This window comes from Shewanella marinintestina (assembly GCF_023283845.1).
GTDB classification, from domain to species: domain Bacteria; phylum Pseudomonadota; class Gammaproteobacteria; order Enterobacterales; family Shewanellaceae; genus Shewanella; species Shewanella marinintestina.
In genome coordinates, this window is record NZ_JAKILC010000018.1 from 1 (window position 1) to 25,217 (window position 25,217).

The following is a 25,217-nucleotide window of genomic DNA, read 5'->3' on the forward strand; positions in this document are numbered from 1 at the left end:
AGAGTTGTGGCACCACCTGAATCCATTCCGAACTCAGAAGTGAAACGCAATATCGCCGATGGTAGTGTGGGGTCTCCCCATGTGAGAGTAGGTCATTTCCAGGCGCCAAATAACGATAAAGCCCGTTGCTAATGCAACGGGCTTTTTTCGTTTTTGTCTGGAAAGATGGCCACTCGGACATGGGGGAATAAAAAGCCCGAACGTAGTGAGGTTCAGTACCCATGTGGAGTAGGGTGAGGCCCTTGTGCTTATCAAATGAAGCTTAATGCAAGGGGTGAACGCGGAGAGCTTTTGACCTGCAGGAAATTCAGACTTCAAGGCATTCAATCGCTGTATATCCATATCCAAAAGACCTATATGTTTACTTCCGCGACTCGCTATAAAGGGAGTGTGTACTCCTAGATAGTTGATACACTCACCAGAGTCGTAGAGCATTTCTAGCGGGGGAGTTACAGCGAGATAAATACGTTCGGATTTTTTTATAGACTATGAATCTGTTATATAGATATAAATCATTATTCTTATTTAAATCCTCCCGATGCGCTGCAAGATTGCAAAGTACTTTGAGCCTTCTAACCCCTCAAAGGCACAGTTGGTTTCTAGTTACTGATTTATCGATACCTTAGTCGGAATTTCAATATGATTCGCTGAGTTTTGAAAGGCTGATATATATCTGTAAAACTAAGATTTAAATTCCTGTCAGGAAATTGGGACAAAGCATAGGGATGAAAAATATTTTGGTTTTAGAAACCGCAACGGGGCTGGCATTGTGTTGTTTAATCGCTCTTACAGGGATTTGGCAAGCTTGTGTCCGTTAAGGGCAACGGACACTGAAGCTGTAGTACTAGAAGAAAAAGAAGTAGGCGATGATAACGAAGGACATTAATGCGCCCATTATCACGGGATAAATTTGGTAACTGTCTTCTGCCCTGCGGGCACGCTTGAAACATAGGTTGACTAGAATAAGATTAAAGATGACCACCATCACTGACGTAATAGCGCCATGACGAAAAGACATACTCTTTATTTCTACAAATAGGTAAAGCAATACAACCCAGTCGAATAAAATCAAATATAGAAAAAGTTTCTGCAGAAAGTCAGGTCCTTTACGTATATATGAAGCAGGCATTGTGATCTCCTTATATTTCACTAAATACCCTGGTTGTTTAGCAATTAAATCGAAAGTAGCCGATTTAAAGTTTGTTACTGATGAGGTGAGTCTGAGATAAACTTATTGCGAGTCGTTATTAGTCGTCCATGATTGTGGGTATCGAACCCGAGTTTGATTGGCTTCTGCTACCTGCTTTGCCTGTTTTAGTACACTTTTTGCAGCGCTGTCTTCAACGGTTAACCCCATCATCTGCTTAAGTTGGTTTTCTGCAGCTGAGGTCATTACTAATACTTCTATACGGCGGTTTGCTGCGGCAGCTGGATCTTCGGCAATATAAGGTACTTGATCAGCCATGCCTGTTACTTGAATGACTTGGTTGCGATTAATTCCGCCGTATTCTAATACCCTTCTTGCTAAAAGTGCACGTTTACTTGAGAGCTCCCAGTTGGTAAAGCTTTTACCTGCATAAGGACTAGAGTCTGTGTGGCCTGAAATGGTTATTTTGTTTTCTACTTGGCTTAATAATGGGCCTAATGCCATTAATAGATCTTCAAAGTATGGCATCATCTCTGAGCTGCCACGAGTAAACATAAATTGATGTATATTATCATGCATTAATATACGTACGCCTTGCGGTACTACTTGCAGTTCGACATTAGCCCCCATACTTACATCACGAATGACATTATCGATTTCTCGTGCAAGAAACTCTAGTTGTGCTTGGGTTTCAAATTTTCCCGGCACTAAAGCGTTTAGTTTAGGACCTCTACCGGCTTTAGCATTTTCCTCGCCAAAAGGAATACGGTTATGCATGGCTGGGCCACTTTTATCTACACCTGTTGAGGTTGCTGGCAGCACGGCTTGCTGAATACCTAAGTTGCCGTTGAAATCCAACATTGAAGGTGCGCCGCCTAAATCAAAGGGATTAATCGAGCCGTTATCGTAAAGGTCGCCGTTTAAGTACTGCACAATCATGGTTCTTTCTTGCTGATCAGCAATCTGCATTATCCATAGCACCATAAAGAGCGCCATCATGGCTAATGTGAAATCAGCGAAAGCAACCTTCCAAGCGCCACCGTGGGTTGACTTAGTTTTAGTGCGTTTTTTTCGGCGAATGATAACTGGCTCGGGTCTGATTAACATTAGCTTTTTTGCTCCGCCATCCAACGTTCAAGCTCAATAAAACTAGGGCGATTTTCACTTTGGATCTGTTTGCGTCCGGCATCTATGGCTTGCATCGGCGGTTTGCCTTTGGCAAATGCGGTTAGGGCTGCTGCGACACAACGCATTTGAGCGGACTTTCTTTCTACCAAATGCTCAAGTGCTTTAGAAAGAGGGTCGAATAAACAGTAGCAGGCAAAGATACCAATAAATGTGCCCACTAATGCAGCAGCAACCTTTACACCAATCATGGTTATGGGGCCGTCTATGTTAGACATGGTAATAATAATCCCCATTACTGCAGCTAGAATACCAAAGCCTGGCATAGCTTCTGCTGTTTTACTTAGAGCATGAGATGGACGCATTCTATCTTCTTCGATACGGTGGATCTCTTCTTCTAGAATATGCTCTAAGTCATGAGGTGAGATTTTACCGATAGATTGTAATCTTAGGTTATCGATAAGGAAGCTAAGTACATTGGGATGTTCTAATACCGCGGGATACATTAGAAACAATGAGCTTTCGTTAGGGTTCTCAATGTGGTCATCAAGAATGCGTAATCCTTGTGCCTGTATTTGAGACATTAGCATGCCCATTAGGCCAAAAAGCTGAGGATAAAGCTCAGGATCTTCTTGTTCAACACGAAACAACTCTTTAAGTTGCTCAACCATTTCTATCAGGACTGGTTTAGGATTTGCTATCACTAGAGCGCCAATACCTGCGCCAAAAATGATCAGTATTTCAGCTGGCTGCCATAAAGAGACCAATGCTCCTCCAGCCCAAATATAGCCTCCAAACACTGAAAACATTATGATTACTAGCCCTAACAGTTTACTCATTCTATCTCACCTGATTACCGTTCCCATTGGTGGTAGACGTTGTGAAGTTGCTTAACAGCTTGTTTATGCAGTTGGCAAATCCGAGTTTCTGTCAGACCTAATGTTGCGGCAATTTCTTTTAAATTAAGTTCATGTTGATAGTAAAGCGACAGGATCACCTGTTCTCTTTTGTTTAATTTTGAAATTGCCTGGAATAAATATTCTTTTGCTGAAAATTGCTCCAATACATCATTGCTATCAACAAAGTGGCGTCCATCACTAATTAGTTCATCTAAGCTATGCATGGATTCTGATTGTGAAGCAAATAGGCGCTCGCGGTATTCAATAGGGCTAAGAGACATAGCCGCGGCAATTTCTTTGTCGCTAGGCTCACGCTCTAGCTGACGAGTCAGCTTTCTAATCATGTCATTTAGCTCATGGGCTTGCTGTCTTACAGGCCTTGGGCGCCAATCTTGACGGCGTAGCTCATCCAAAATTGCGCCTCGTATCCTTTGACCAGCAAAAGAAATAAAGCCGTTATCATATTCTCCAGGGTAGCGTCTCGCAGACTCGAGCAGTGCCATTAAACCAATCTGCTCCATATCCTCGATAGCTAAAACTGAACCACAATGGCTTCTTAGTTGGGATACTGAACGTTTTACTAAGGGTAAGTATTGCGTCATAACCTGGCCTTCAGAAAGTCGTCTTACCGCAGGATCTTCACTTACTTCTTGGTACGCAGATTGGGCTGTATTCATTGCAAAGACCTTTATTGAATAACCATACGAGTGAATAAGACTTCATCTAATTCAATGGCGAAGTCATTTTTAGCCAGCACAACCGACAGTAAGTTGTGTGCCTCTGTTTGTAACGATTCAAATTGTTTAGCGTTATTTAGCTCGTTAAAGTGCTTGTTGGAAAACATCTTCATTAATGAATTTCTAATAACTGGATCTGCTTGCTCAATGGTGTGAGCTACGTTCGCAGAGCGACTTTTGAAAGCCATTTCGAGCAATAGGTAATGAGGGTATTCGTCACCAGGAATAGAGATAACGAACTTTTCTAATGGGTAAAATTGTGCTGTTGGGGGAGTTTTCTCTGTAGCAAACAAGTCTTTATTAAGCAGTTGTGGAGACTGTGCTCCAAGCCAAAATGAAGCGGCTGTCCAGCCTAGAAGTAAGGCAGAAATAGTGATTTTTTTAGTTAATGCCATAGTTTTAGTCCTTAATTATGCAAGCAAATCAACGTAGTCTTGTTGAGGGGGAACAGTTCTCTCTGCAGCTGATTCATGCATTCCTGCAATTGAGATAACAGGTTGGTTTGGGTCTTGCTGCTGTTTGTTTTGCGACTCGCCTTGACTCACATCAACATCAATTAAGCCGCCATGATCATTAGCTAAATCGCTACGTAACCTGTCGAGGCCAGCTAACATTGCATCACGAATGACTGAGTTGGCGGCATGCATTTGAATATGTAGGCGATCACCATCTAAGCGTACGTTGAGTTCAATTTTGCCTAGTTCTGGTGGATCTAAACGGATCTCGGCTTGCTTTATCTGCTGATCTATTTGAAAACGAATCTGTTCTCTTAGGGGCGAAAGCATATCGTGAGCTTGCTGTAGTAGCGGTGCCGACTGAGTTACAGATACTGGTCCCCACTGTGCAATAGCGCTTTGTGAGCGGGTATTGGTACTAATTAACTGATTAGTCATTGAATCAAGGCCATCTAGATTAGTCGCATCTAGCTGTTGTCCATTGAATGACGTTTGTAGCGCAGACATATGCGATATAGCCGTGTTATTCAGCGTTTTTGTTAACCCTAAATCTAAGTTTAAAGTGTTAGATTGTTTAACTAGGTTTGCATTATTAAAGCTAATCGTGTTTTGGGTGTTTGTAAGGCTTTTTTCTAGATTTGAATTTATATTTTCAGGCGATTTTTGGAGATGTGAAGTGACGCTATTTGCCGTTACTGATGTAAGTTGTTTACCTAGAAAAACTTGATTTATTCTATTTTGAATATCACCTAAAACATCTATTTGGCTGGCATTATTTTGGCTATAAATGGCGTTGTTAGCGACTAAACCTAATGTAGTTATTTGGGTGTTTATAACAGAACTTTCAGATGTATAAGTCGTATTCGCTAGTCTATTCATGCTATCTGGAGGCAAGATTGTCTGCGGTTGAGCCAATGCGAAAGGCACAGCTTCGTTAACGCTTTCAGTGTCAGCATTGTCATAACTTGTCACCGATGATGCAGGCTTTATCTGGCCGTTAGTCAAGGGGTTAGTAGTGGGCGTAGTATTGATTAATACTGAGTTATTCATAATTAACCCCACCGCTTGCGCAGGTAAATTGATAAGCAGCAAGGCCATCTTGTTGCTGCTTAAAAATATCCATCTCTTGCTTTAATTGGCCTTGTGCTTGTTGCAATTGCTGCACTATAGCCTGATGAGTATTTGCGAGAGACTGGCGTGCAACTAGCTGTGATCGGCAAGTAGGCTTACCCGCTTTTATCAGTGCATTAATCATTTTTTGATTTACTATTGCCAATTTTTCCCAATCCTGTGCTTGAGCGTGAAACTGCAGGGCTTTTTCAAACCGTTGCCATTGCTCAATTGAGATTGGACCATCCAGATCTGACATCGGTAATCACCTTGGTTATAGGAGTGAGTGCACTAGTGCTGTTTTCAACACTAGCAACGACTAATTGGCGACTGCAGTAGTCATAAAGCTGATTCAGTTTTGTCGCGACTTCACCACCATTTTCGATATCCAACATTGAATCCAAACCGTGAACGATATTTAGGCACTTATTGATGCTTTGACCTTTATCCTCATAGCTTTTTCTTTGCATAAAACCTGCAGCGCGTTCGATCTCTTCTAGTAGACCATCAAGCAACATACGCACCATTTCATGTGGGTTTGCAGCCGCAGCTCTAGCATTAATAGAGGTTTGCTTATAAGCATTAAAAGGATCGTGCTCGTTTAACATTTTGCTAGAATTCCTTAATAAAACAGCGCACTGGCTGAGTTAAGTTGGTTAATGGTGTTTTCCATTGCGGTAAACTGTGAAAGGTAAATTTGGTATCTTTGTTCCATTTGGCGATCGTGGTTATCCATGCTGGTTTCAACACGTTCAATCTGCTTTTCAAGATTGTCTTTTTTGAGATCCATCGAGCCTTGGAATTTGGTGAAAGGGTCAATTAGGGTGTCGAGTCTATCGATATAGCTACCACTGTCGGTAAACATGGCTTGTATCGCATCAGGATCATCTTTTAGTGCTTTTGATAGCTTGTTTGAATCAATATCAAGCTTGCCGTCACGGCCCATTTCAACGCCAATATCCGATAAACGCATGCCGTTAGGAGCGCTATCAAATATGGCGTTGCGCATACCTTGTTGCAGCATTCTGATGCTTGAATCGCCCTTAAGTACGCCTAATTGGTCTTCGGTAATTGAAGAGTTAAAGTCGTCATCTTTATCGTCTTCATCTTTGTCATCGGTATCGCTATCTTTATCTTCGTTTTCTTTGTTGAGATCATCTAACTCCTGACTGCCCATTGAGCGAGTCAACTTGTTAATCTCATCCATTAAATCGTTAAAGATATCGACAAAGTCCTCTACGGCTTTCTCACTGGCGTCGGTATCTGATTCGATTCTAATACTGCTACTTTCACCAGCGGTATGGGCTTTATTAAGCTCGATTGATACGCCGTCGATAACATTGGCTAAATTGTTGCTGCTACTAGTGATATCGATACCATTTAGATTGACCATGGCATCTTGTGCTGCGCGGCGTTCAGTCATGCCCCAATCGGCACCATTCATAGTGACATTGATATTGTTTGCTGCGCCAGATTCCTTCGAAGAAAGCATAAGCTCAACTTGGCCACCAGTGCGTACCAAAGAAGCTTGAACTCCTGGGTTGTCTGGATGCTCGTTGATCATGCTGGTGAGATCTTTGACGGTAGCTGTGCCATCGGGATTGAGCACTGCCATATCTAGGCTTACACTTTTACCGCCAAGTTGGATTTCAAGTACACCTGTTGTTGGAATTAAAGTATCTTCACTAGCGAAATTTTTAGTCAGTTGGTGTGCTTGCGCAAGTTGCTGTACGTGCAGGTCATAGTTACCCGCTGGTGCGCCACTTTCGACCGTGATGCTGGCATTGTCATCGCTGATTGATGAGGTTTTGCTCTCAAAGGCATCACCGTTAATCTTTTCAAGATTACTGGTCATTTTATCTAGACTGCGTTCAAGGATCTTATAAGCATCAAGTTGTGATTCGTACTTGGTCTTGTTGCTTTCAAATATCTGATCTTTGCCCATACGCTCAGCGGCAATAAGTTGTTCGGCGAATGTGGCGCCACCCATACCTGATATCATTTGATCTCTCCAATTCGTCTATTAATGGCAACCTTTGTGCCATATATTTAAGTGGTTGTTTTTATAGGGTTGTGCTCTTGGTGTGTGCTTGCTATGACCTGGGTTTTTCCGTTTCCCATGGCATGAAGGGAAGTAGGACTTCCGTTATTGAAATTGGTTGATTTATTGCAAACCCTTATCTGATATAAGGCGACATTTGCAGAGGGAGGCTGAAGCGAAAGCGGGATTTTTTATCAATAAAAAAGAGCCCTAAGGCTCTTTTTGAGGTCGGGATAAAAGGGAGGAAGATTAGCCCAATAGACCCATAACCAAACCAGTGTTTTGGTTTGAAGAAGACAGAATGTTTGTACCTGCTTGAACCAGTAGCTGGTTCTTAGTCATCGCAGCAGTTTCAACAGCAAAGTCAGTGTCCATGATACGACCAGCAGCAGCTTTAGTGTTTTCGGTAACGTTAGTTAGGTTAGATGCCGTGTGACCTAGACGGTTGATACTCGCACCTAAGTTAGAACGTTCTGTACCAACAGCATCAATGATTGCATCAACGTTGTCGATTTGAGCTTTTGCTGTCGCAGAGTCAGTAATATCACCAACAAATAGCGCTTTAACGTCAGCGACTTTAGTTGTTACAGTTAACTGCTCAGAAGCTGTGTTAGAAGCACCAATTTGGAAGCCTACACCCGCATCTAAAGAAGTGAATAGCTTGTTTCCGCCGTATTCCGTGCTGTCGATAATACGGTTAGCTTCAGCGTTAAGTTCTTTGTATTCAGCACCAAGCGCTTTAATGTCTTCAGCAGAGTTCACGCCGTTAGCTGCTTGAGTTGCTAGTTCTTTTTGGCGAGAAGCAATATTGTTTAGCTCATCTAGTGCGCCGTCAGCAGTTTGTAGCATTGACGTTGCATCTGAAACGTTACGATTAGCAGTTTCCATACCTGTTACGTTAGCATTTAGGCGAGTCGCAATCTGTAGACCCGCTGCATCATCAGCAGCGCTGTTGATACGAAGACCTGTTGATAGGCGCTCCATAGCGTTGCCAAGAAGGTCGTTATTTTTAGTGACAGCATTTTGAGCGATGTTTGACGCGTTATTAGTCATTACAGATAACATAGGATATTCCTTTGAGTTTTAACGGGTTATTTGTTGTCTATAAACTTAAAACGACGCCTAAATCGAAAACTGAAAGCAGGGCTGAAAATCTTTTTAAAAAATATGGTTAAGCCTATGATTTTAATATTTAAATAATTTACAAAAATTAGATTAAAAAAAGCAAAGTTTTAGAAAAATTGGCTTTTTGTCGCTATAGATAAGCATATTTAGGCTTAATCATAGCGAACGATAATGAAGCACTCACTTGTTAGACCTCAATTTGTCACCCACTTCAATTGTATCGGCAGCGAATGTGAAGATAGCTGCTGTTATGGCTGGAATATTCATATTGATAAACAAAGCTATAAAAAAACATTAGCTCATAAAGAACTGAAAGAATTAGCCCAAACGGCACTTAAAAAAGTAAAGAAAAGTGAAGGGGTTTGGGCGCAGGCTGTGCTCAATGAAAATGGTGCTTGTGGGTTTTTAGATGACAACAATCTATGCCAGATCCATGCTAAAGCGGGTGAATCCCTCCTGAGTAATACCTGCAAAACCTACCCTCGAATGGCACACATGCGTGGCAATGATCGTTATGAAAGTCTATCTCTATCTTGCCCTGAAGCGGCACGTAATGTCTTGTTTAGGCCTGATCCATTTCTGTTTGAACAGCGTGAGTTTCATCATGATAAACGCCTTAAGTCCGCGCCACTTTGGGCTGAAAAGGCTTACGACTATTCAATTCAGTTACTGTTAAAGCCTGGTCAGCCACTAGAGTTGGGTTTGACCGCGATTGGTATTTTGATGAAGACGACAGATCGGGTGGCTAATCAAGAACTAAAAAGCAGCGCTATTGACGATATGTTTCAACAGTTGGTTATCCTAAGTGAGAACGGCCAGCTTAAGCAGCATTTTGACGGCTTTAATCAAGATACTGACATTCATCAAATGAATGCGTTTACCTCGATTCAATTATGGCTCAACACCAATAAAGTAAGACGTGGCCGCAGCCGATTTGAATTGATAAATAAAGCGATTTGCGCGTTAGCGGATGACAAGAAAAACATCAGCATGGCCAGTATTAACCAAGCTTGGCAGGATGTTGCGTTACCCGCGCTTGTTGGCCATGAAGCATTGTTTAGCCGTTACTTACTTTACTATTTCTACCATATGCAGTTTCCACAAGTTGATGCATTAACGCCTTCAGAGGCTTTTCGGGTGATGCTGACAGATCTATTTATGTTGCGCTGTTATTTAGCGGTGATGGCGGCTTATCACCAAGGCTTGTCTGAGCACGATATTATAATGTGTTTTCAGGTTTACCATACCAATCGCCAACATAAGGCTAACTATAGTCAGTATGTTACTGGGATATTGAAGCAGTCGAAGTTTGATGATTTGGCGGCAATTTTAACTTTACTCGCTTAGCAATATAGCGCTAAAAAATAAGGCGTCACCATTAAGGATGACGCCGAGCTCAATTGATATTTAAGCCAATAAAGAAGACACATGTGGCCGGGTGAGGTTAGCTTGTGCCATCAGGGAGTTTATTTTCAGTTTAAAAGGCGATGGCTGCATAAGGTTTGCTAGATCATTTAAAGTTGAGTCTATATTTAGCCCCACATCTTTTAGCTTATTGGCTTTGTGCAGCTGTTGCTGAATATGTAGCTGGCTGGTTTGTAGCTCTTTTAATTGCGTATCGACTTTATGGGCTGACTTAGCCACTTTAGCGAGTGATTGCTTAATTTCTTCGTGGCTATTGAAGCGCCATTGCTGTGGATCTTGCCAGCTGAGTTCGGGTTGCACTTTTATGGTTCTTATATCGCCTGCAGGCAGACGCTGCCCTTGCCCGGTCATCAATATTCCAACCTTAATTTGTTGCCATTGCTGGGGGTGACTTTTAAATATTGTCCGATTGTCAGTTGATTGCTGCACCTCAATATCAAGTGCGGCAAACCCTTGTTTGAGCTTTGCCGTTAATTCATGTGCTTGAGCATTGGCAGGCAAAAGCACTTGGGTTGAGTCTTTTCCTAATTGAATTTGAACAATTTCGTCACGGGGTTTAGGACTCGTAAGATCTACCGATTTTAAGCTAAAACTATGCATTGCTGCTGGCCGATTGGCTGAAATAAGATTGAGCTGGTGATCGATTAGCGGGGCATCTAAATAGCGAATATCTAGCTGAGATAATCGTTGTTGCAATTGCTGGGCGCGACCAATAAATTCACTGTCTACGCTAGCTTTTAAAGCTTGCTGCCCTTGGTTATTTAGCTGCTTTAATAAGTTTTTTGCCTGCTGCAATCCTTGTTCAGCAACTTGTTGTGCACTGATTTTATGTTGTCCTTGAGTGACCTTAGCCCACTTGTTATAGCTTTCTAATCGATGGCTGGGAATAGTCGCAGCTTGGTTATTGTTGCGCTCAGGCAGTAATGGAGAGGCAACCGTCGTTGGCGCAACCCTAGGGTTACGCTGTTGGACATGAAGAGAGTCTGAAATTCCATTTAGCATCGAATTTTCTTTAACTTAAATAATTGAATGTTATCTACAGGTGGTTAAACAGTGATAGTTGCGATACTTGCACAAAGGTTTGCTGAGTCACTTTTAATGCTGTCAGCTTAACATTGAACTCTGCCGTTGCCTGGGCATAGTCTAAGCCTTCAGTTTCACCAATAACCTCTTTATTAAATAGCACTCGTTCTTCATGGGAAGACTGCACTAAGCTCAGAGTATTTTGCTTGCCGCCAATGTCTGTAATGGCAGAGCTAATACTGTTAAGGCTGTCATCTAAGCTGGTTTGCATATCAATGGCTACTTGGTCAAACGCAGCATCACCTGGAGCGAGTGCAGGATCTTCTAGCGCTGCAATAAAATCTTTAGTCTGATTGAGGATATCTGCGCTGGCATTGGAGAATAAAAAATCAGCCGCGGTGCTATTGGCGGTCATCCAAGATGAACCTGAGGTTTGTACTTCTCGGGTGTTGCTATCGCCTTGGTAAACGTAATTACCGTCGGCATCTTTACCTATTGGCGCTGTGTCTGTTTTGTTGCCTGAAAATAGGTAGTTACCGGCTTCATCTTTGGCATTGACCGTATCTACAAAGGTTTCCAGCAATTCGTTCATTTCAGCGGCATAAGCGGATCTGTCTTCTGGCGATAGGCTACCGTTACTTGCTGAAATGGTGATTTCGCGCATACGACCTTGAAGCTCAACCATGCTCGACATATAGGTTTCTGAGCGGTCAAAGCTAGTCGACAAAGACTCGGTATTTTCAAGGTATTGATTGGTGGCGGCCATGTCTCTTTGGCTGCCAATGACTTTAACTGAGCCAATAGGATCATCTGACGGACGTAAAATGGATTTGCCCGTCGACATCATTTCATTGAGCTTAGAGATATCAAACGTCGACTTTTGTAGGCTGTGTAAATTGTTGCTGTAAAGATTCATCATACTAACGCGCATACAAATGTCCTTAAATACTGTTTAAAATGGTTTGAAATAACTGGTCTGCAGTCGCGATGACTTTGGCATTAGCTTGATATGCTTGCTGATACATAATTAAGTTGGCCCCCTCTTCATCAACATTGACACCGCTGGTGCTTGCCCATTGAGTTTGCGCCTCTAACTGCAACTTTTCGGCAGTATCTTGGCTCATTTTAGCTTGGCGTGAGGCGGAGCCGAGCTCACCAATTTTACTGGCGAAGGCATCGCCCATGGTGGCATCTACGCCCATAGAGCTAAATGAGATGTTCTTGTTCGCGAGTTCGACAAGATCTTTTAGATTGCTGTTGTCACCTGGACTGCCATCTTTACCAAATGCCAGCATGTCGGCACTAAAACCTGTACTTAGGGTTAAACTGCCCGCTGGGTTGGTTGGGTCATAACTAAATAGTGGCGTGGTTGGCGTATTACCATTTAAATCGGTACCGGCTGCTAAAACATTATTAAATTCATCGGCCATGGTCATCGCGAGTTCGTCAATAAAGGCTAGTGAGTCGACCATGCTGTTATCACGATAATCAATGAGTGCGCCTAAGCTGCCGCCAGCAGTTTCATCTAGTGGAAAATTAGATTGGCCAAACTGAATACTGACTTGATTAAAGCGTGGAGATGCCGGATCTGGGCTGACATTAATTTTTGATGCCGTGGTGCCCGAAAGTAACGGCTGGCCTTGAGCTAAAGAGATATTGAGCATGCCATCGGCATCTTCTACCACTTTAACATCAATAATCAGTGATAAGTCATCAACGGCAGCGTCTCTAGCATCTAACAAGGCTAATGGTACATTGCCGCTAGCCTTGGCTTTTTGAATATCCATATTAAAACTGGCGATGGTGGCAAGTTGCGCATTAATCTCTTTAGCTGAAGCGTGGATCTGCCCTTCGATTTGTGAAACCTGTGCGTTTAAGCCTTCGCTAATAGAGTTGAAGCGCTGGGTTATTGCTTTGGCTTCATTTAAAAAGCCTTGGCGATGAGCAATTTCATTTGGTTGCTCCATTGCTGAATTGAGCGAGGCAAATAGTAGGTCTAACCCTGCTGAAATATTATTGCCCTCAGAACCGAAGATCTGCTCTACCTGACCAAAGTAGCTCGACTGAGTTTTGGTATAGCTTAAATTACTGGTGGTATTCCACAGCTGCGCGACTTCGTATTGGTCTGAAATACGGCGTACGCCATCAACCATAGCACCTGAACCGCTGCCATAAATGCCGTTACCCACAGAGCTGAGCATGGCATGTTGGCGTGAGTAACCCGGAACCATAGCGCTAGCAAGGTTATTTGAGGTGACGGTCAAGGCTGCCATACTGGCATTAAGCCCAGACATACCAATATTGAGCATGCTCATGTTAAATCCTTATCTGTGGTGTAAATGAGTTAATTACTTGTTCATTTACTCAGGTAATTTGCTAATAAAGGGCAGTATCAATGCAGGTTGCATCGCGTGAGTTGTCGGCCCATTGTTTGGTTGATTATTAGAGGCGACCGTCTCAGGGCTAGACTTAAGTCCTGCCGATAATTGTTTAGTCATTACCTCAGCTAACCCCGTGCTTTGCATCTGGCTTAAACGGCCTGCAAGTTCGGCGTCATGCCAGTCGCGATACATACCGTCATTTTGCGACGACAGAGGGCTATCTTTATCAGCCATCACATCAGAAGCTGATCGCATTTGCTTTAATACGGTTTGTAAAAACTGTGCTTCAAACTGCTGACTAACTAGTTTAAGTGCGCCGTACTCGCCGTTAGCTTTGATTAAGTCGCCGGCATCAAGCTGGTTAAGATAACTATGGTTATTGTCGATTTTCATTAGATCACCACCAATTCAGCTTCAAGCGCACCGGCTTCATTTAAGGCTTGTAAAATGGCCATGAGATCCATAGGTGATGCGCCTAAACTGTTGACTGCACGCACCACATCATTAAGCGCAATGCCTTCTGGCCAGACAAACATATGCCCATTGCCTGTATCAATATCGACTTGGCTGTCGGTAGTAACCACGGTTTCGCCCTGCGCTTGGCCTAAGTAGGCACCATTGGGTTGGCTTACCGATTCTTTTTCAACTATGGTGACGGTAAGGTTGCCATGACTAACAGCCGCTTTACGCACCACGACGTCACCGCCCATTACAACTGTGCCTGTGCGGCTGTTAAATACCACTCGTGGTGATTTACGCCCTTGTTCAATTTGTAGTTCTTCAAGCATTGACATAAAGGTCACGCGTTCACGATTTGATTTTGGCGCACGTACAATCACTTTGGCGCTGCTGTCTGCTTCAGCAACGTCAGGGCCAAATAACTCATTGACTGCACGCTCAATGTTGCGGGCCGTTTTAAAGCTGGGATCGATAAGGTTAAGCACGATATTTTCGTTATCGTTAAAGTCACTGCTCATATCGGCTTCTAGTAGGGCGCCGTTGGGAATATTGCCTACGGTTGGCACGTTAATGGTAATAGAGCTGCCATTTCGACCTTGCGCCGAGACGCCGCCAACCACTAAATTGCCTTGGGCAACAGCATAAATTTCGCCATCAACAGCGCGCATAGGTGTCATCAGTAGCGTACCTCCACGTAAACTCTTAGCATCACCGAGTGATGACACTGTGATATCTAATGTTTGTCCGGGACTTGCTAATGGTGGCACTGTGGCATGTACCGCGACCGCAGCCACGTTTTTTAACTTTGGATCGGTTTTATCATCAATCTGCACCCCAAACTGCTTCAACATATTGACGATAGACTGGCTGGTAAAGCGCACTTGATTACGGTCACCGGTGCCATCTAAGCCAACGACTAATCCGTAACCTACAAGTTGGTTATCACGGATCCCTTGTACATCAACAATATCCATTAAATATCTGTGCTGTACCTGAGCTTGGACGGGTAGCAAAGATGATAGGCTCAACAGTACGCTGGCGATAAACAGGGCAATTTTTTTCATTAACACAATCCTGACTTTTACACGGAAACGGCTGATCACAATGGGAACCATGGGCTGTTAAAATATCGCGCCGCCCAACCCATTCGATTGCTATCTGAAATGGCGCCTTGGCCGCCATAAATTATGCGCGCATCGGCAATACGTTGGCTGGAAATTGTGTTGTCGTTACCAATGTCATCGGCGCGAATAAGCCCAAGTAGACGCAGGTATTCGTCACCTTGGTTGAGGCGTAGCCACTTTTCACCACGGATAAGCAGTGCACCGTTGGGGAGAACCTTAGCGACGGTTACAGTAATAGAGCCCGACAATTGGTTTTGCTGAGTGCTAGAGCCTGTGCCATTGAACGAGCGTCCCATATTTGCTTCGCCGTTGCCGCTGATAGCGTTACTACCCGTGGTAGCTTGGCCATCAATCGACATTCCGCCTGTTTTACTGGTTTTGGTGTCGGCACGTTTGCTTGAGTAAGTCTTTTCGTCGAGAGCGACGGTAAGAATGTCGCCCTCGCGAAATGCACGTTTATCTTTAAATAACGTCAGCATAAATCCAGGACGATAAACACTGCCATTTTCTGCTGGTGGCAGACTGTAATCGATTTCTGGTGGAGCCCACTCAGGTTTACCCGGCGCAGTATCTGCTTCTGGAATATGAGCAATACAGCCAGACAATAACATTGCCATTGCTAAGCTTAACCAAAGAGATTGCATACGGGCTCCTATGTTGAATATCATCATTTGTTAGTCGATAGCGTGCTGGTTTACAGCGCTTGGTTTAAGAACTTGAGCATGTCATCTGACGCTGATACCACTTTGGCATTCATCTCATAAGCTCGTTGGGTTGAGATCATCTCAACCATCTCTTCAACAACGTTAACGTTAGCGCCTTCGAGTGCGCCTTGGCGGATCTGGCCTAAAGCCTGGTCACCTGCAATGCCTTCAACGGCGGCGCCTGATGCACCTGTTTCGCGGTAAAGGTTGTTGCCACGAGCCTCAAGACCTGCTGGGTTGGTAAAGTTAACCAAGGTAATTTGCCCTAGCTCTTGGGCGTCGGCTTGACCAGCCATTTGTGCCGATACCACACCGTCGCTGGCAATCGTCACCGTTAGAGCGTCTTCAGGGATCTCAATATTGGGTACTAAAGGTAAGCCTTGAGAGGTGACCATTAAGCCTTCGCTGTCACGGTAGAATTGACCGTCACGTGAAAAACTGACTTCACCATTGGCTTCTTCAATTTGGAAAAAGCCTTGGCCTTCAATCGCTAAATCTAACTGCTGATTAGTGGTCAGCATGTCACCTGGGGTAAATACCTTTTGCGTGCCAACTACGCGAGTACCAGTACCTAGCTGTAAACCCGATGGCAGTTCGTTTTGCTCATCAACTTGGCCACCAGGTTGGCGCTGCACTTGATAAAACAGATCATTAAATGCCACACGATCGCGTTTAAAGCCGGTGGTGTTTACGTTTGCCAAGTTGTTGGCAATGGTGGTCATCTTAGTATCTTGGGCGGTTAAGCCGGTTTTACTGACCCATAAAGCTGATTGCATAGCGGTATTTCCTTAAAAATAGGCTTCAAAAACTGAGATTAGGCGTCACGTAACAGGCGGTTACCTGCTTCTGCCAGCTTTTCGGCACTCTTCATCAGTTTGACTTGCACTTCAAATTGGCGACTTAAGTCCATTGCAGCAATAAGCTCGCTTACGGCTTGCACGTTGCTGGCTTCAAGAAACCCACTACTGACCGTCACCTCGGCATTAACAGGTAAAGGTTGGCGGTCTTGGGTATAAAGTAAGCCATCTAAGCCTTTGCTCATCGTGTTGATATCGGGATTAACTAGCTTAAGCTGGCCAACTTCTTCAATCACGCCACCTTCGTCAGCCACTATGCTGAGTCGGCCATCTTCACCAACAAATAGCTCGCGGTACTCTGGTAGCACAATTGGCCCATCAACTCCGGCAACAGGGCGACCATCTAGGGTTAATTGGCCATTTTCATCTGGCTGAATCGCACCTGAGCGGGTATAGCCTTCACCGTCTTCAGTCATAACGGCAAATAAACCTGCGTCATTAATCGCCAGATCTAAGATTCTGCCAGTTGGGTTCATGGCGCCGCTTTGCTGGCTAAAGCCACTGCTTTGGGTTTGCGCTAGCACGCGGGTCTGCAAGCTGTTACCGGTTGCGGCTACAGTCATGGCATTAACGCGCTCTAAGTCTGCTTTAAACCCCGTTGTGTCAGCATTGGCCAAATTGTTGGCGCGAATAGCTTGCGCCTCCATGACTCTGGCGGCACCCTTGGCTGCGGTATAAATCATTCTGTCCATGGATTAGGCCTAAATCACGTTCAGCAAGGCTTGCTGCATGGTTGAGTTAGCGTCTAACACTTTGGCGTTGGACTGGTAGTTGCGTTGGGCGGTCATTAGGTTGACCATCTCAGCGGTGGTATCGACGTTTGAGCCTTCAAGGTACCCCCCCGCAATTGCGCCTAAGGTGCCGGTTGTTGGCGTACCAATAATTGGCTGCCCAGCGGCATTAGTCGCGGTCCATGCGTTATTACTGATCGGCGTTAAACCGTTAGGATTGTTAAAGTCAGCCAGTACCACTTGGCCTTGTAGTTGTTCTTGGCCGTTGGTGTAAGTACCAAAAAGCATACCGCTTTCATCTAAGCGGATGCCGTTTAGCTCACCAGAGGTGTAACCGTTTTGGCTAAGGCTAGAGTTGTTGTAATCAGAGGCATACTGGGTACTCTTGTCATAGCTTAGAGCGAGGTTGAGATCTGACGCGCCACCAACAATATTCGGGTCGGTAATATCTAGGCTGATATCTGCGCCGCTAGTCAGCATACCGTCTGAGTCAAACTCTAGTTCATGACCACCTGTTGGCGTTACATCGGTGTCACCCATCATGTAGTGCACAGACCAAGTATTGTCGTCAGTCTTAACGTAATACTGGGTTAATGCATGCTCTTTTCCTAGCGAGTCATAAGCCGTAACAGTACTTGATGAGTGGTAGGTTGAAGCGTCATCTGAGTCGAAAGGTGTCACCGCTGGGTCTATAGCCTCTACGCGAGCATCTAAGTTTGAAACCAAGCCAATATCGCTGGTGGCTTTTGCTGGTAATGAACCCGCTTGTACTTGTAGGTCGGCTACGTTACCTGTTTGCAGATTTCCTGCTGCGCTAACTGAGTAACCTTGTAAGCGGTTGCCTGCTGGGTCGGTAACAAAACCATTAGCATCTTGGTTAAACATGCCGGCTCTAGCGTAAGTGGTGGTGCCATCTTGGCCACTTAGTACGAAAAAGCCTTCCCCCTGAATGCCCATATCTAACTGGCGTCCAGTGTAAGTTAAGCTACCGCTACTACTGAAGTTTTGGCTGGTGGACATTACGTTTACGCCACCGGCTTGGCCGCCATTGTAAATCGCTGAAAACTCACTGCGACCACCACGAAACCCGACTGTCGACGAGTTAGCGATATTATTACTGATGGTGTTGAGATCTTGTGTGGTTGCTTGTAAGCCACTTAACGCAATATTGAACGACATAAATTAAGTCCTTGAAAATTAGTTATGAAACTTCAGAGATTTCCAGCACGGAAATCGTGCCAAGGCCATTACCTAGTTCAGCCATCATCATTCCTGACGCGCTGATAAAATGAATTTTTTCGATTTCTGCTTTTACAAATGTGTCAGCTTTCTTGGTTACTTCACCCGCAGTGGTATTAGCAACAATGCTGTATTCGCCAGCAGGTAGGCCTAATGCTTTAGGGTCGATAGTAAAAGGTGTGTCACCGACTTCTTGTGAACCTAAATTTAGGGTATGTACCACTTCACCATTGGCGTCGACGATATCGATATTGAGTTCTTCGACGGCATTATTTAGGAAGACTTTTCCCTCTAGCGGCTCCTCTTCGATGTTGAACTCTGAGGCTGGCACCATAGCGTCTTTACCGACTAGTTGTGCTGATTGCACAATGCCAAGGTTTTCCATAATCACCATTTGTGTCGATTGGTTAGCGCGCATCTGCTCCAAGCTCTCTACCTGAGAAAACTGTGCCAGCTGAGTTACGTATTCTGTGCCATCAACTGGGTTGGTAGGATCTTGGTTTTGGATTTGGGCAATCATCAAGGTCATAAATTCGTTCTTGATGGATGCGGCGTCGTTACCCGGAGAGTTAACGATGGCATCAACAGGATTAGTGTTGTTATTAGTTGCGCTAGTGACGTTCATTATTTCGCTCCCAGTTGCAGTAAGCCTTGCTGCATTGAGCGGGCTCGATTCATGATTTCAACATTGGTTTCAAATGAACGGCTTGCCGCCATCATGTCGGCCATTTCTTCTACGGTGTTAACGTTGGAGTAGGCTACGTAACCTTGTTCATCGGCATAGGGATGGTCTGGCTCATAACGTAAGTCGAGCGGCGCATCGGACTGCACTATTGCCGCAACTTCAACATGAGCCCCTGCCACTTGGCCTTCTTGGGTTTGCTGATAAATGGTCGAAAACACGGGTTTCAGGGCGCGAAAGGCCTCGTCTGGGTTTTCAGCCGCAGCACCAGCGTTAGCTAAGTTACTAGCAACGGTATTTAAACGAATGGTTTGGGCGTTCATTCCCGCACCAGCAATTTGATAGATTTCTGCAAATGACATAGTGGTTTACTGACCTTCGATTGCTGTGCGTAAACCTGAAATCTTCATATTGAGAAAAGTCAGGCTGGTTTGGTAATCCATCGCATTTTGTGAGTAGCGCGCTTGTTCTTTACCTAGCTCAACCGTATTTTGGTCGGCCGAGGTTTGGTAAGGCACACGATAGCTTGCTTGAAAATTACGCTCTGGAGACATGCCTGCATTGATCTGCAACATCACATTTTTAAAGTCGAGATCACGTGCTTTGTAGCCAGGAGTTTCGGCATTGGCTAAGTTACCTGCCAAGACTTTGCTGCGCTCAACGCGAAAGTCGAGTGTGTGTGGGTGAATGCCTAATGCGGCATCGAGGTTGATAGCCATTACGACTCCTAGTATGGTATGTCCAAATTTATTGCTGCATGAACAATCAATTAGTGTGCCAGTATTATTAAATTAGGATTTTCAATGGTTTGCTTTAATTTGGTGTCAAGTAACGGAATCTCTATTTCCTACTTCCTCTTCATTGTTTCCTGTTTATTTCCGCAGCTTAGTGCAGCGCAAACAAGCCACACAACGCCAGAGCAGATTGAGTATGCTCTACAGCAGTTGCTTAGTACTGAAATACGCCAATGGCAGCAGCAGGCAGGCTTAAAACAGGTCGACTTTATGCTGAATATTAAAGTCCCATCAGGAGCTAAGCGCTTGCCACTGTGTCCTAAAAAATTAGCTGTCGATGCTGCCAGCGGCATTCCAATTGGTAATGTTCAGCGCAAGATCAGTTGTCAGGAACTTGGTTGGAGTTTGTATGTGCGAGCCTCTGTCGCTGTGACTGCAACCATCCCAGTACTTAATCGAGTACTCAAGCGGGGTGAGTTGATTACTGCGGCCGATATTGAGTGGAAAAGCATTGGGCTGGGAGCACGTGACAAAGACTTAATCACCGATGCAAAACAGATTGTAGGTCAGCAAGTGCAGCGTAAAATTCGTCGTTATAAAGCCATAAAAGCGGTGCAGGTCACGGCACCTAACTGGGTAAATATTGGTGACCGAGTGATTATTGAAGCGAGTAGTAATGGTTTCTATGCCAAGATGCAGGGCGAAGCGTTAGAGGCGGGTGGTGCGGGAGAGGCTATTAGAGTTAGAAACCTGAGTTCTGGTAAGGTCATTTTTGCTTATCCACTTGCACCTGGACGTGTAGCGACTCAGTTTTAATTATTTGCCGTGAGCCGGTTAAATCATGGCTAAAAAAATGCCGCAGTTATTTCAGATTGAAGCCAAAGTGTCGCTTTAATTACTTAGTAAGCGAATTTGAGATAACCGTTATGGAAATTAGTAAGTTAAATAGCACAATCCATACTGAATTGGCGATGAGCAAGAGCAAAACCCCTGTCATGCCACTTGCTGAGGCGTCAGCTGTCATTAAACCTCAGCAGGAAGTGAGTGACGATTGTCGTCTTATTGAATCTGCACAGCCTCAGTTAGAACAGTTACCTGACTTTGATTTAGGTAAAGTTGCGCAAATACGCCAATCATTAATTGATGGTAGTTTTGAGCTAAATCTAGAGCAACTTGCGGAAACTATGGTTCAACAACATGGATAATGCAGTGCCTAGTAAGCGTGAATTAGTACAGGCGATAGTGCGTGGTATTAAGCAAGATACCGAAAGCTATAAGCAGTTAAAAAAGCTGTTGAATCGTCAGCGAGAGCTGATGCAGTGTCGTGATAATCGAGGCCTTAACCTGCATAACAAGCTGCAATCTAGCTTGTGCGAAGACTTAATGTATAAGGCAGATCTACGTCGACAGATGCTAGAGTCTTTAGGTTTTGCAGGTAACGCGAGTGGCATGCAAAGTTTGATCAATAAAATGCCGCCAGCCTCGGCAGGTCAAGTGACGCTGTTATGGCAAAACTTACTGATTACGGTTAAGGAAAGTCAGCAGGTGAACGAGGCTAATGGCAAATTGTTAGTGGCGCAGCAAGAGGTGATTAGCCAATTGCTTCATCCAGGTGGCGACAATAAGTTTGATTATGGTGCAATGCGAACCCTGTAAAACCGTTAAAGACCTGATAAACGGTATTATCTATTTTGGCTATAACTAGCTGCGAACATAACGCGCCGCTAGGTCATCCAACTGTTTTTGTTCTTGCTTCTGCTGTAACTGTTTACCTTGTTGCAAACGCTCATTGTAAAGCCACTGTATGCTTTGTTGACGCCCAAGTTGCTTATGCCATAAACCATGCACACGATGCTGCTCTTGTTGTAGTAATAGCTGTTTGCGGGTCAATTGTTTAAGCATAGGTTCGATGACTTGGCACATCTGCGCATTATTCTGCAACAACATCGCAGAGGCGCAGCGGCTATTAACCTCTGAGTAGTCGCTGATCATTTGACCTAGTTGTTGCTTTTGCTGCTCAATCCGGTTGATTTGTTGTTGAGCGCTATTTTTCTGCTGTCCCAGTTGACTGAGCTTTTTCTCTTCTTGTTGGCATAGTCGCTGTAGCTGCTTCATTTATGCGGCTCGGTCGTTAACGAAAACCCCATTTGAGTCACAAGTAACTCTAAAGCACTTAGACTTTGAGGAAGGTCGGCTAGAGTACGGGTTTCTTGACGCAAAAATGCAGACATTTGCGGATAAGCGTTAACAGCCATATCCATTTCTGGATCATGGCCTGCTTGGTAGCCACCAAGTGGCAGTAGCTCTTTTACTTCGTTATAGCGGCTATTGAGGTGACGGAACCATTGCCCTTGCTTTAGCGTCATCGGTGCCGCCACTTGCGAGGCTAAACGACTTACCGATGCACCAATATCAATAGCCGGGAAATGACCTTGTTCCGCAAGCTTGCGATTTAGCACTATATGGCCATCTAAGATTGCTCGGGCAGAATCGGCAATAGGGTCTTGCTGATCATCGCCCTCGGTTAATACGGTATAAAAGGCGGTGAGGGTGCCGCTAGGGTGCTGACTGTTGCCCGCCATTTCTACTAAGCTAGGTAGCAAAGCAAATGCTGATGGCGGATAGCCTTTGGTTGCAGGTGGCTCACCTAAGCTAAGCGCTATTTCACGCTGCGCTTGAGCGTAGCGAGTTAAAGAGTCAACCAGCATTAATACTTGCTTGCCTTGGTCGCGGTAACCTGCAGCAACTTGATGACATAAGCGCATGGCGCGCATTCGCATTAAGGGCGTGGTATCAGCTGGGGCTGCAATGACAACTGCGCGTTTTCGTCCCTCTTCACCTAATGCCTCTTCAATAAACTCTCTCACCTCACGGCCACGTTCACCAATGAGACCAACCACAACAATATCGGCCTCTGTAAAGCGAGTCATCATGCCCAGCAGGACACTTTTACCCACGCCTGAACCAGCAAAAAGTCCTAAGCGCTGCCCGCGGCCGACAGGGAGTAGGGCATTGATGGCCCGAATACCTACATCTAGCGGTTCGGTAATGGGTTTACGTTTGAGCGGGTTGGTGGTTTTAAATTGCAAAGGCACTTGGGGCAAATGTTTGATACAGCCAAAATCATCTAAAGGTTGACCTAAACCGTCGAGTACTCGGCCAAGCAATCCCATACCTGAAGGGATCTGGTAACGGCCTTCAATTGGCATCACCCGCGCACCGGGCATTAATCCGCTGGCGTGTTCAATCGGCATTAAGCAAAGGGTGTCTTTGTAAAACCCGACGACTTCGGCTTCAACTAAATGATTATCTCGGCATTCGATATGGCAACGGTCGCCAGTGGCGAGTTGACAGCCCACGGCTTCAAGTAAGAGACCGTTAACTCTGGTTAAGCGACCATAGACTTGAGCGACAGGGATTTTGGGCCAATTTAAGATATCAGCATTAAGCTTCAACGTTGGCCTCGTGTTGTTCTTTAGCTGCTAGTGGCATCTGTTGTAGATGCGTCTCCACTTGCGTCATACAGCGGTTTAAGCGTGTTTCAACTGAGGCATCAGCATCGGCAGTATCACTTACGATGCGGCAACCGCCGGCACTAATGCTGGCATCTGGCACTAGGCTCCAAGACTTAACCTTGTCGGCAGCCAACTCGTTAAGCTTATCAACGGCGCTTGGTTCTAAGTGAATTTTAACCTTGCTAGGATCATCTGGCAGTGCTGCTAGGGTTTCTTCAATGAGTGTGAGAATTTGTTGTGGCTGTAAGGTGAGTTCACAGCGGATCACTTGCAACGATACTCGGCGTACTAAGTCGAGAATTAACGACTGTTGCTGCAATATTTGCTGATTATGGCCCTCTTCAAGTACCGCTTGCAGTGCCCCTAAAGGCGCAATCAAGCTGTTGAGTTGGTCTTCAACATTATCTTTGCCTTTTTGTTGCCCCTCAATACGACCTTGGTTAAAACCTGTTGCATAGCCAGCCTGACGTCCCTCTTCTTCACCTGAGCTAAAACCTGCTTGATGACCCTTTTGCACACCTTCGTCATAGCCTTTATCGAAAGCTTGTTGAAAGTCCTGCCAGCCAGCGCCTTCTGTCTCGCTCGGGGCTCCAGTTTCAATTAATGGTGAAAAACGGTGACGGCGAGGGTGCTGGCCAACTAAACGCCAACGTGGATCGGCTTTATTTACTGTGTCATTCATTATTCAACAACCTGCTCTTCAAAGAGTTGTAGCTCTATTTCGCCATCATCCATCATCTGTTTTGCTAGCTCCATAATCTCTTTACGAGCCGCAATTGCTTGGCTTAATGGTACTGTGCCAATCGCTTCCATTTGGGTTTCTATTGCCGATGACATACGTTTAGGTAGCGCGCTAAGTAATGCTTGCTTTAAGTCGTTGTCGATGCCTTTTAGCGCGAGAGCAAGTACGTCGGCAGGCACTGCTGCCATGACCGCTTGCAAGGTTTCAGGCTTTTGGCGACCCAAAATAATGAAGTCAAACATGTTGTCTGCAACATTATTCGCGAGTTGTTTGTCATGTAGCTTGAGCATCTCCATAAGTTGCTCACGGTTGCCGTCAAAGCGATTGAGGATGTCGGCAACTTGGCGCACACCGCTAACTTGGGTATGGCTTTTGTCCATAGCATTTAGCATGCAGCGTTCTACCAATTGTTTAAGCTCATTAACCACTTCGCGGTCAATATCTCCGAGTTGAGCTATTCGCAGTAATACGCCGTCTTGATCTTCTGCCGGTAAGCTTTGCAGAACTAAAGCAGCATTTTCTGGTGGCAGTAGTCCGAGCAATACCGCTTGTAATTGGCAATGTTCATTGGCAATTTCACGAGCAAGCAACTGTGGGTCAACCCACTCTAAACGTTTTACTAAGGTTTTGATTTCGTCACCGTAAATGGTATCAATCAGGCCTTTAGCTACACGATCTCCAAGGGCAAGATCTAAAGTTTTTTGCAGGTATGAACGAGACGCTCTGGCAATACCTGATTGCTCTTGGTATCGATTGAAAAAACGACCGATAACGGCTTCAGCTTCATGTTGGGTAATGCTCGAGAGTCGCGCCATTTTATAGCTTAAGTGTTGAACATCATTTCTGTCTAAGTGCGCCATAACTTGAGCCGCAGCTTCTTCACCCATGCTAAGTAAAAGCATGGCTGCTTGCTCTAGGTTGTCCATTTTTAGTGTGATTGCATTGTTGTTCACGATGTAGAT

At 44.8% G+C, this 25,217-nt stretch carries 29 protein-coding genes and 1 rRNA gene; 5 read left to right on the forward strand and 25 right to left on the reverse strand.

Translation table 11 applies throughout. The features are described from left to right. Positions 1 to 104 (forward strand): 5S ribosomal RNA (gene rrf, locus L2747_RS17015); the annotation flags it as partial. 1,127 nt (positions 105 to 1,231) lie between these two features. Here the strand turns inward: rrf and L2747_RS17020 are convergent. The 9 genes from L2747_RS17020 to L2747_RS17060 form a co-directional block, all read right to left on the reverse strand. Next, positions 1,232 to 2,254 carry a flagellar motor protein MotB gene (locus L2747_RS17020; protein ID WP_249000202.1) on the reverse strand — a complete coding sequence of 341 codons (1,023 nt, stop codon included), beginning with the start codon at positions 2,252 to 2,254 and terminating at the stop codon, positions 1,232 to 1,234. Beyond that, positions 2,254 to 3,111: a flagellar motor stator protein MotA gene (gene motA, locus L2747_RS17025; protein WP_249000203.1), complete on the reverse strand. Its 858-nt coding sequence runs from the start codon at positions 3,109 to 3,111 to the stop codon at positions 2,254 to 2,256. The genes L2747_RS17020 and motA overlap by 1 nt, the downstream gene beginning before the upstream one ends. Before the next feature lie 14 nt (positions 3,112 to 3,125). After that, entirely contained in the window at positions 3,126 to 3,848 is a 723-nt protein-coding gene (locus L2747_RS17030) for an RNA polymerase sigma factor FliA (protein ID WP_249000204.1), read from the reverse strand. A gap of 11 nt (positions 3,849 to 3,859) precedes the next feature. Continuing rightward, complete coding sequence (locus L2747_RS17035; RefSeq protein WP_249000205.1) at positions 3,860 to 4,303, reverse strand: flagellar basal body-associated FliL family protein; 444 nt, start codon at positions 4,301 to 4,303, stop codon at positions 3,860 to 3,862. 15 nt (positions 4,304 to 4,318) lie between these two features. Continuing rightward, positions 4,319 to 5,413: a flagellar hook-length control protein FliK gene (locus L2747_RS17040; protein ID WP_249000206.1), complete on the reverse strand. Its 1,095-nt coding sequence runs from the start codon at positions 5,411 to 5,413 to the stop codon at positions 4,319 to 4,321. Beyond that, positions 5,406 to 5,732 (reverse strand): hypothetical protein, encoded by a 327-nt coding sequence (locus tag L2747_RS17045; RefSeq protein WP_249000207.1) that lies wholly within the window; start codon positions 5,730 to 5,732, stop codon positions 5,406 to 5,408. The genes L2747_RS17040 and L2747_RS17045 overlap by 8 nt, the downstream gene beginning before the upstream one ends. Continuing rightward, positions 5,701 to 6,081, reverse strand: a complete 381-nt coding sequence (fliS, locus tag L2747_RS17050; RefSeq protein WP_249000208.1) for a flagellar export chaperone FliS — start codon at positions 6,079 to 6,081, stop codon at positions 5,701 to 5,703. Before fliS ends, L2747_RS17045 begins: the two co-directional genes overlap by 32 nt. Before the next feature lie 14 nt (positions 6,082 to 6,095). Beyond that, positions 6,096 to 7,475: a flagellar filament capping protein FliD gene (gene fliD, locus L2747_RS17055; RefSeq protein ID WP_249000209.1), complete on the reverse strand. Its 1,380-nt coding sequence runs from the start codon at positions 7,473 to 7,475 to the stop codon at positions 6,096 to 6,098. A gap of 288 nt (positions 7,476 to 7,763) precedes the next feature. Continuing rightward, positions 7,764 to 8,579, reverse strand: coding sequence for a flagellin N-terminal helical domain-containing protein (locus L2747_RS17060; RefSeq protein ID WP_249000210.1), 816 nt, complete (start codon positions 8,577 to 8,579; stop codon positions 7,764 to 7,766). Between the two features lie 231 nt (positions 8,580 to 8,810). Here L2747_RS17060 and fliB point away from each other — a divergent pair, with 231 nt between their 5' ends. Continuing rightward, the gene (fliB, locus tag L2747_RS17065) at positions 8,811 to 9,986 is read left to right on the forward strand and encodes a flagellin lysine-N-methylase (RefSeq protein ID WP_249000211.1); all 1,176 of its coding nucleotides are present in this window, start codon (positions 8,811 to 8,813) and stop codon (positions 9,984 to 9,986) included. A 60-nt stretch (positions 9,987 to 10,046) separates the two neighbouring features. Here fliB and L2747_RS17070 read toward each other — a convergent pair whose 3' ends face one another. The 12 genes from L2747_RS17070 to L2747_RS17125 are packed head-to-tail and all read right to left on the reverse strand — an operon-like array spanning position 10,047 to position 19,983. After that, entirely contained in the window at positions 10,047 to 11,066 is a 1,020-nt protein-coding gene (locus tag L2747_RS17070) for a hypothetical protein (RefSeq protein ID WP_249000212.1), read from the reverse strand. A gap of 34 nt (positions 11,067 to 11,100) precedes the next feature. Then, complete coding sequence (gene flgL / locus L2747_RS17075) at positions 11,101 to 12,018, reverse strand: flagellar hook-associated protein FlgL (RefSeq protein WP_249000213.1); 918 nt, start codon at positions 12,016 to 12,018, stop codon at positions 11,101 to 11,103. 10 nt (positions 12,019 to 12,028) lie between these two features. Next, positions 12,029 to 13,402, reverse strand: coding sequence for a flagellar hook-associated protein FlgK (gene flgK / locus L2747_RS17080; RefSeq protein WP_249000214.1), 1,374 nt, complete (start codon positions 13,400 to 13,402; stop codon positions 12,029 to 12,031). A 45-nt stretch (positions 13,403 to 13,447) separates the two neighbouring features. Further along, positions 13,448 to 13,861 carry a rod-binding protein gene (locus tag L2747_RS17085; RefSeq protein ID WP_249000215.1) on the reverse strand — a complete coding sequence of 138 codons (414 nt, stop codon included), beginning with the start codon at positions 13,859 to 13,861 and terminating at the stop codon, positions 13,448 to 13,450. Next, positions 13,861 to 14,991: a flagellar basal body P-ring protein FlgI gene (locus L2747_RS17090; protein WP_249000216.1), complete on the reverse strand. Its 1,131-nt coding sequence runs from the start codon at positions 14,989 to 14,991 to the stop codon at positions 13,861 to 13,863. Before L2747_RS17090 ends, L2747_RS17085 begins: the two co-directional genes overlap by 1 nt. A 35-nt stretch (positions 14,992 to 15,026) precedes the next feature. After that, the gene (flgH, locus tag L2747_RS17095; protein WP_249000217.1) at positions 15,027 to 15,695 is read right to left on the reverse strand and encodes a flagellar basal body L-ring protein FlgH; all 669 of its coding nucleotides are present in this window, start codon (positions 15,693 to 15,695) and stop codon (positions 15,027 to 15,029) included. A gap of 50 nt (positions 15,696 to 15,745) precedes the next feature. Further along, positions 15,746 to 16,531 carry a flagellar basal-body rod protein FlgG gene (gene flgG, locus L2747_RS17100; protein WP_249000218.1) on the reverse strand — a complete coding sequence of 262 codons (786 nt, stop codon included), beginning with the start codon at positions 16,529 to 16,531 and terminating at the stop codon, positions 15,746 to 15,748. Positions 16,532 to 16,569: 38 nt separating this feature from the next. Next, positions 16,570 to 17,304 carry a flagellar basal body rod protein FlgF gene (locus tag L2747_RS17105; protein WP_249000219.1) on the reverse strand — a complete coding sequence of 245 codons (735 nt, stop codon included), beginning with the start codon at positions 17,302 to 17,304 and terminating at the stop codon, positions 16,570 to 16,572. Positions 17,305 to 17,313: 9 nt separating this feature from the next. Then, positions 17,314 to 18,522, reverse strand: coding sequence for a flagellar hook protein FlgE (flgE, locus tag L2747_RS17110; RefSeq protein ID WP_249000220.1), 1,209 nt, complete (start codon positions 18,520 to 18,522; stop codon positions 17,314 to 17,316). A 22-nt stretch (positions 18,523 to 18,544) separates the two neighbouring features. Beyond that, a complete protein-coding gene (locus L2747_RS17115) occupies positions 18,545 to 19,207 on the reverse strand; it encodes a flagellar hook capping FlgD N-terminal domain-containing protein (RefSeq protein WP_249000221.1) in 663 nt (220 codons plus the stop codon). Beyond that, positions 19,207 to 19,626, reverse strand: coding sequence for a flagellar basal body rod protein FlgC (flgC, locus tag L2747_RS17120; RefSeq protein ID WP_249000222.1), 420 nt, complete (start codon positions 19,624 to 19,626; stop codon positions 19,207 to 19,209). The genes L2747_RS17115 and flgC overlap by 1 nt, the downstream gene beginning before the upstream one ends. A 6-nt stretch (positions 19,627 to 19,632) precedes the next feature. Beyond that, the gene (locus L2747_RS17125; protein WP_249000223.1) at positions 19,633 to 19,983 is read right to left on the reverse strand and encodes a flagellar basal body rod protein FlgB; all 351 of its coding nucleotides are present in this window, start codon (positions 19,981 to 19,983) and stop codon (positions 19,633 to 19,635) included. An 84-nt stretch (positions 19,984 to 20,067) separates the two neighbouring features. Here L2747_RS17125 and flgA point away from each other — a divergent pair, with 84 nt between their 5' ends. The 3 genes from flgA (at position 20,068) to flgN (ending at position 21,654) form a co-directional block, all read left to right on the forward strand. Next, entirely contained in the window at positions 20,068 to 20,814 is a 747-nt protein-coding gene (gene flgA / locus L2747_RS17130; protein WP_249000224.1) for a flagellar basal body P-ring formation chaperone FlgA, read from the forward strand. 110 nt (positions 20,815 to 20,924) lie between these two features. Beyond that, positions 20,925 to 21,203: a flagellar biosynthesis anti-sigma factor FlgM gene (gene flgM / locus L2747_RS17135; protein WP_249000225.1), complete on the forward strand. Its 279-nt coding sequence runs from the start codon at positions 20,925 to 20,927 to the stop codon at positions 21,201 to 21,203. Further along, positions 21,196 to 21,654 (forward strand): flagellar export chaperone FlgN, encoded by a 459-nt coding sequence (gene flgN, locus L2747_RS17140; RefSeq protein WP_249000226.1) that lies wholly within the window; start codon positions 21,196 to 21,198, stop codon positions 21,652 to 21,654. The genes flgM and flgN overlap by 8 nt, the downstream gene beginning before the upstream one ends. 45 nt (positions 21,655 to 21,699) lie before the next feature. On the opposite strand, the gene L2747_RS17145 is transcribed toward flgN, so the two are convergent. The 4 genes from L2747_RS17145 to L2747_RS17160 are packed head-to-tail and all read right to left on the reverse strand — an operon-like array spanning position 21,700 to position 25,181. Then, positions 21,700 to 22,113, reverse strand: a complete 414-nt coding sequence (locus L2747_RS17145) for a flagellar FliJ family protein (RefSeq protein WP_249000227.1) — start codon at positions 22,111 to 22,113, stop codon at positions 21,700 to 21,702. After that, positions 22,110 to 23,453 carry a FliI/YscN family ATPase gene (locus tag L2747_RS17150; RefSeq protein WP_249000228.1) on the reverse strand — a complete coding sequence of 448 codons (1,344 nt, stop codon included), beginning with the start codon at positions 23,451 to 23,453 and terminating at the stop codon, positions 22,110 to 22,112. The genes L2747_RS17145 and L2747_RS17150 overlap by 4 nt, the downstream gene beginning before the upstream one ends. After that, positions 23,443 to 24,195 (reverse strand): flagellar assembly protein FliH, encoded by a 753-nt coding sequence (fliH, locus tag L2747_RS17155; RefSeq protein ID WP_249000229.1) that lies wholly within the window; start codon positions 24,193 to 24,195, stop codon positions 23,443 to 23,445. The genes L2747_RS17150 and fliH overlap by 11 nt, the downstream gene beginning before the upstream one ends. Next, positions 24,195 to 25,181, reverse strand: coding sequence for a flagellar motor switch protein FliG (locus L2747_RS17160; RefSeq protein WP_249000312.1), 987 nt, complete (start codon positions 25,179 to 25,181; stop codon positions 24,195 to 24,197). The genes fliH and L2747_RS17160 overlap by 1 nt, the downstream gene beginning before the upstream one ends. Between the last annotated feature and the right edge of the window lie 36 nt (positions 25,182 to 25,217).

Coding starts and splice junctions, on each gene's coding strand:
- L2747_RS17020 (WP_249000202.1), bottom strand. CDS start 2,254: ATGTTAATCAGACCCGAGCCAGTTATCATTCGCCGAAAAAAACGCACT.
- motA (WP_249000203.1), bottom strand. CDS start 3,111: ATGAGTAAACTGTTAGGGCTAGTAATCATAATGTTTTCAGTGTTTGGA.
- L2747_RS17030 (WP_249000204.1), bottom strand. CDS start 3,848: ATGAATACAGCCCAATCTGCGTACCAAGAAGTAAGTGAAGATCCTGCG.
- L2747_RS17035 (WP_249000205.1), bottom strand. CDS start 4,303: ATGGCATTAACTAAAAAAATCACTATTTCTGCCTTACTTCTAGGCTGG.
- L2747_RS17040 (WP_249000206.1), bottom strand. CDS start 5,413: ATGAATAACTCAGTATTAATCAATACTACGCCCACTACTAACCCCTTG.
- L2747_RS17045 (WP_249000207.1), bottom strand. CDS start 5,732: ATGTCAGATCTGGATGGTCCAATCTCAATTGAGCAATGGCAACGGTTT.
- fliS (WP_249000208.1), bottom strand. CDS start 6,081: ATGTTAAACGAGCACGATCCTTTTAATGCTTATAAGCAAACCTCTATT.
- fliD (WP_249000209.1), bottom strand. CDS start 7,475: ATGATATCAGGTATGGGTGGCGCCACATTCGCCGAACAACTTATTGCC.
- L2747_RS17060 (WP_249000210.1), bottom strand. CDS start 8,579: ATGTTATCTGTAATGACTAATAACGCGTCAAACATCGCTCAAAATGCT.
- fliB (WP_249000211.1), top strand. CDS start 8,811: ATGAAGCACTCACTTGTTAGACCTCAATTTGTCACCCACTTCAATTGT.
- L2747_RS17070 (WP_249000212.1), bottom strand. CDS start 11,066: ATGCTAAATGGAATTTCAGACTCTCTTCATGTCCAACAGCGTAACCCT.
- flgL (WP_249000213.1), bottom strand. CDS start 12,018: ATGCGCGTTAGTATGATGAATCTTTACAGCAACAATTTACACAGCCTA.
- flgK (WP_249000214.1), bottom strand. CDS start 13,402: ATGAGCATGCTCAATATTGGTATGTCTGGGCTTAATGCCAGTATGGCA.
- L2747_RS17085 (WP_249000215.1), bottom strand. CDS start 13,861: ATGAAAATCGACAATAACCATAGTTATCTTAACCAGCTTGATGCCGGC.
- L2747_RS17090 (WP_249000216.1), bottom strand. CDS start 14,991: ATGAAAAAAATTGCCCTGTTTATCGCCAGCGTACTGTTGAGCCTATCA.
- flgH (WP_249000217.1), bottom strand. CDS start 15,695: ATGCAATCTCTTTGGTTAAGCTTAGCAATGGCAATGTTATTGTCTGGC.
- flgG (WP_249000218.1), bottom strand. CDS start 16,531: ATGCAATCAGCTTTATGGGTCAGTAAAACCGGCTTAACCGCCCAAGAT.
- L2747_RS17105 (WP_249000219.1), bottom strand. CDS start 17,304: ATGGACAGAATGATTTATACCGCAGCCAAGGGTGCCGCCAGAGTCATG.
- flgE (WP_249000220.1), bottom strand. CDS start 18,522: ATGTCGTTCAATATTGCGTTAAGTGGCTTACAAGCAACCACACAAGAT.
- L2747_RS17115 (WP_249000221.1), bottom strand. CDS start 19,207: ATGAACGTCACTAGCGCAACTAATAACAACACTAATCCTGTTGATGCC.
- flgC (WP_249000222.1), bottom strand. CDS start 19,626: ATGTCATTTGCAGAAATCTATCAAATTGCTGGTGCGGGAATGAACGCC.
- L2747_RS17125 (WP_249000223.1), bottom strand. CDS start 19,983: ATGGCTATCAACCTCGATGCCGCATTAGGCATTCACCCACACACACTC.
- flgA (WP_249000224.1), top strand. CDS start 20,068: ATGGTTTGCTTTAATTTGGTGTCAAGTAACGGAATCTCTATTTCCTAC.
- flgM (WP_249000225.1), top strand. CDS start 20,925: ATGGAAATTAGTAAGTTAAATAGCACAATCCATACTGAATTGGCGATG.
- flgN (WP_249000226.1), top strand. CDS start 21,196: ATGGATAATGCAGTGCCTAGTAAGCGTGAATTAGTACAGGCGATAGTG.
- L2747_RS17145 (WP_249000227.1), bottom strand. CDS start 22,113: ATGAAGCAGCTACAGCGACTATGCCAACAAGAAGAGAAAAAGCTCAGT.
- fliH (WP_249000229.1), bottom strand. CDS start 24,195: ATGAATGACACAGTAAATAAAGCCGATCCACGTTGGCGTTTAGTTGGC.
- L2747_RS17160 (WP_249000312.1), bottom strand. CDS start 25,181: ATGGACAACCTAGAGCAAGCAGCCATGCTTTTACTTAGCATGGGTGAA.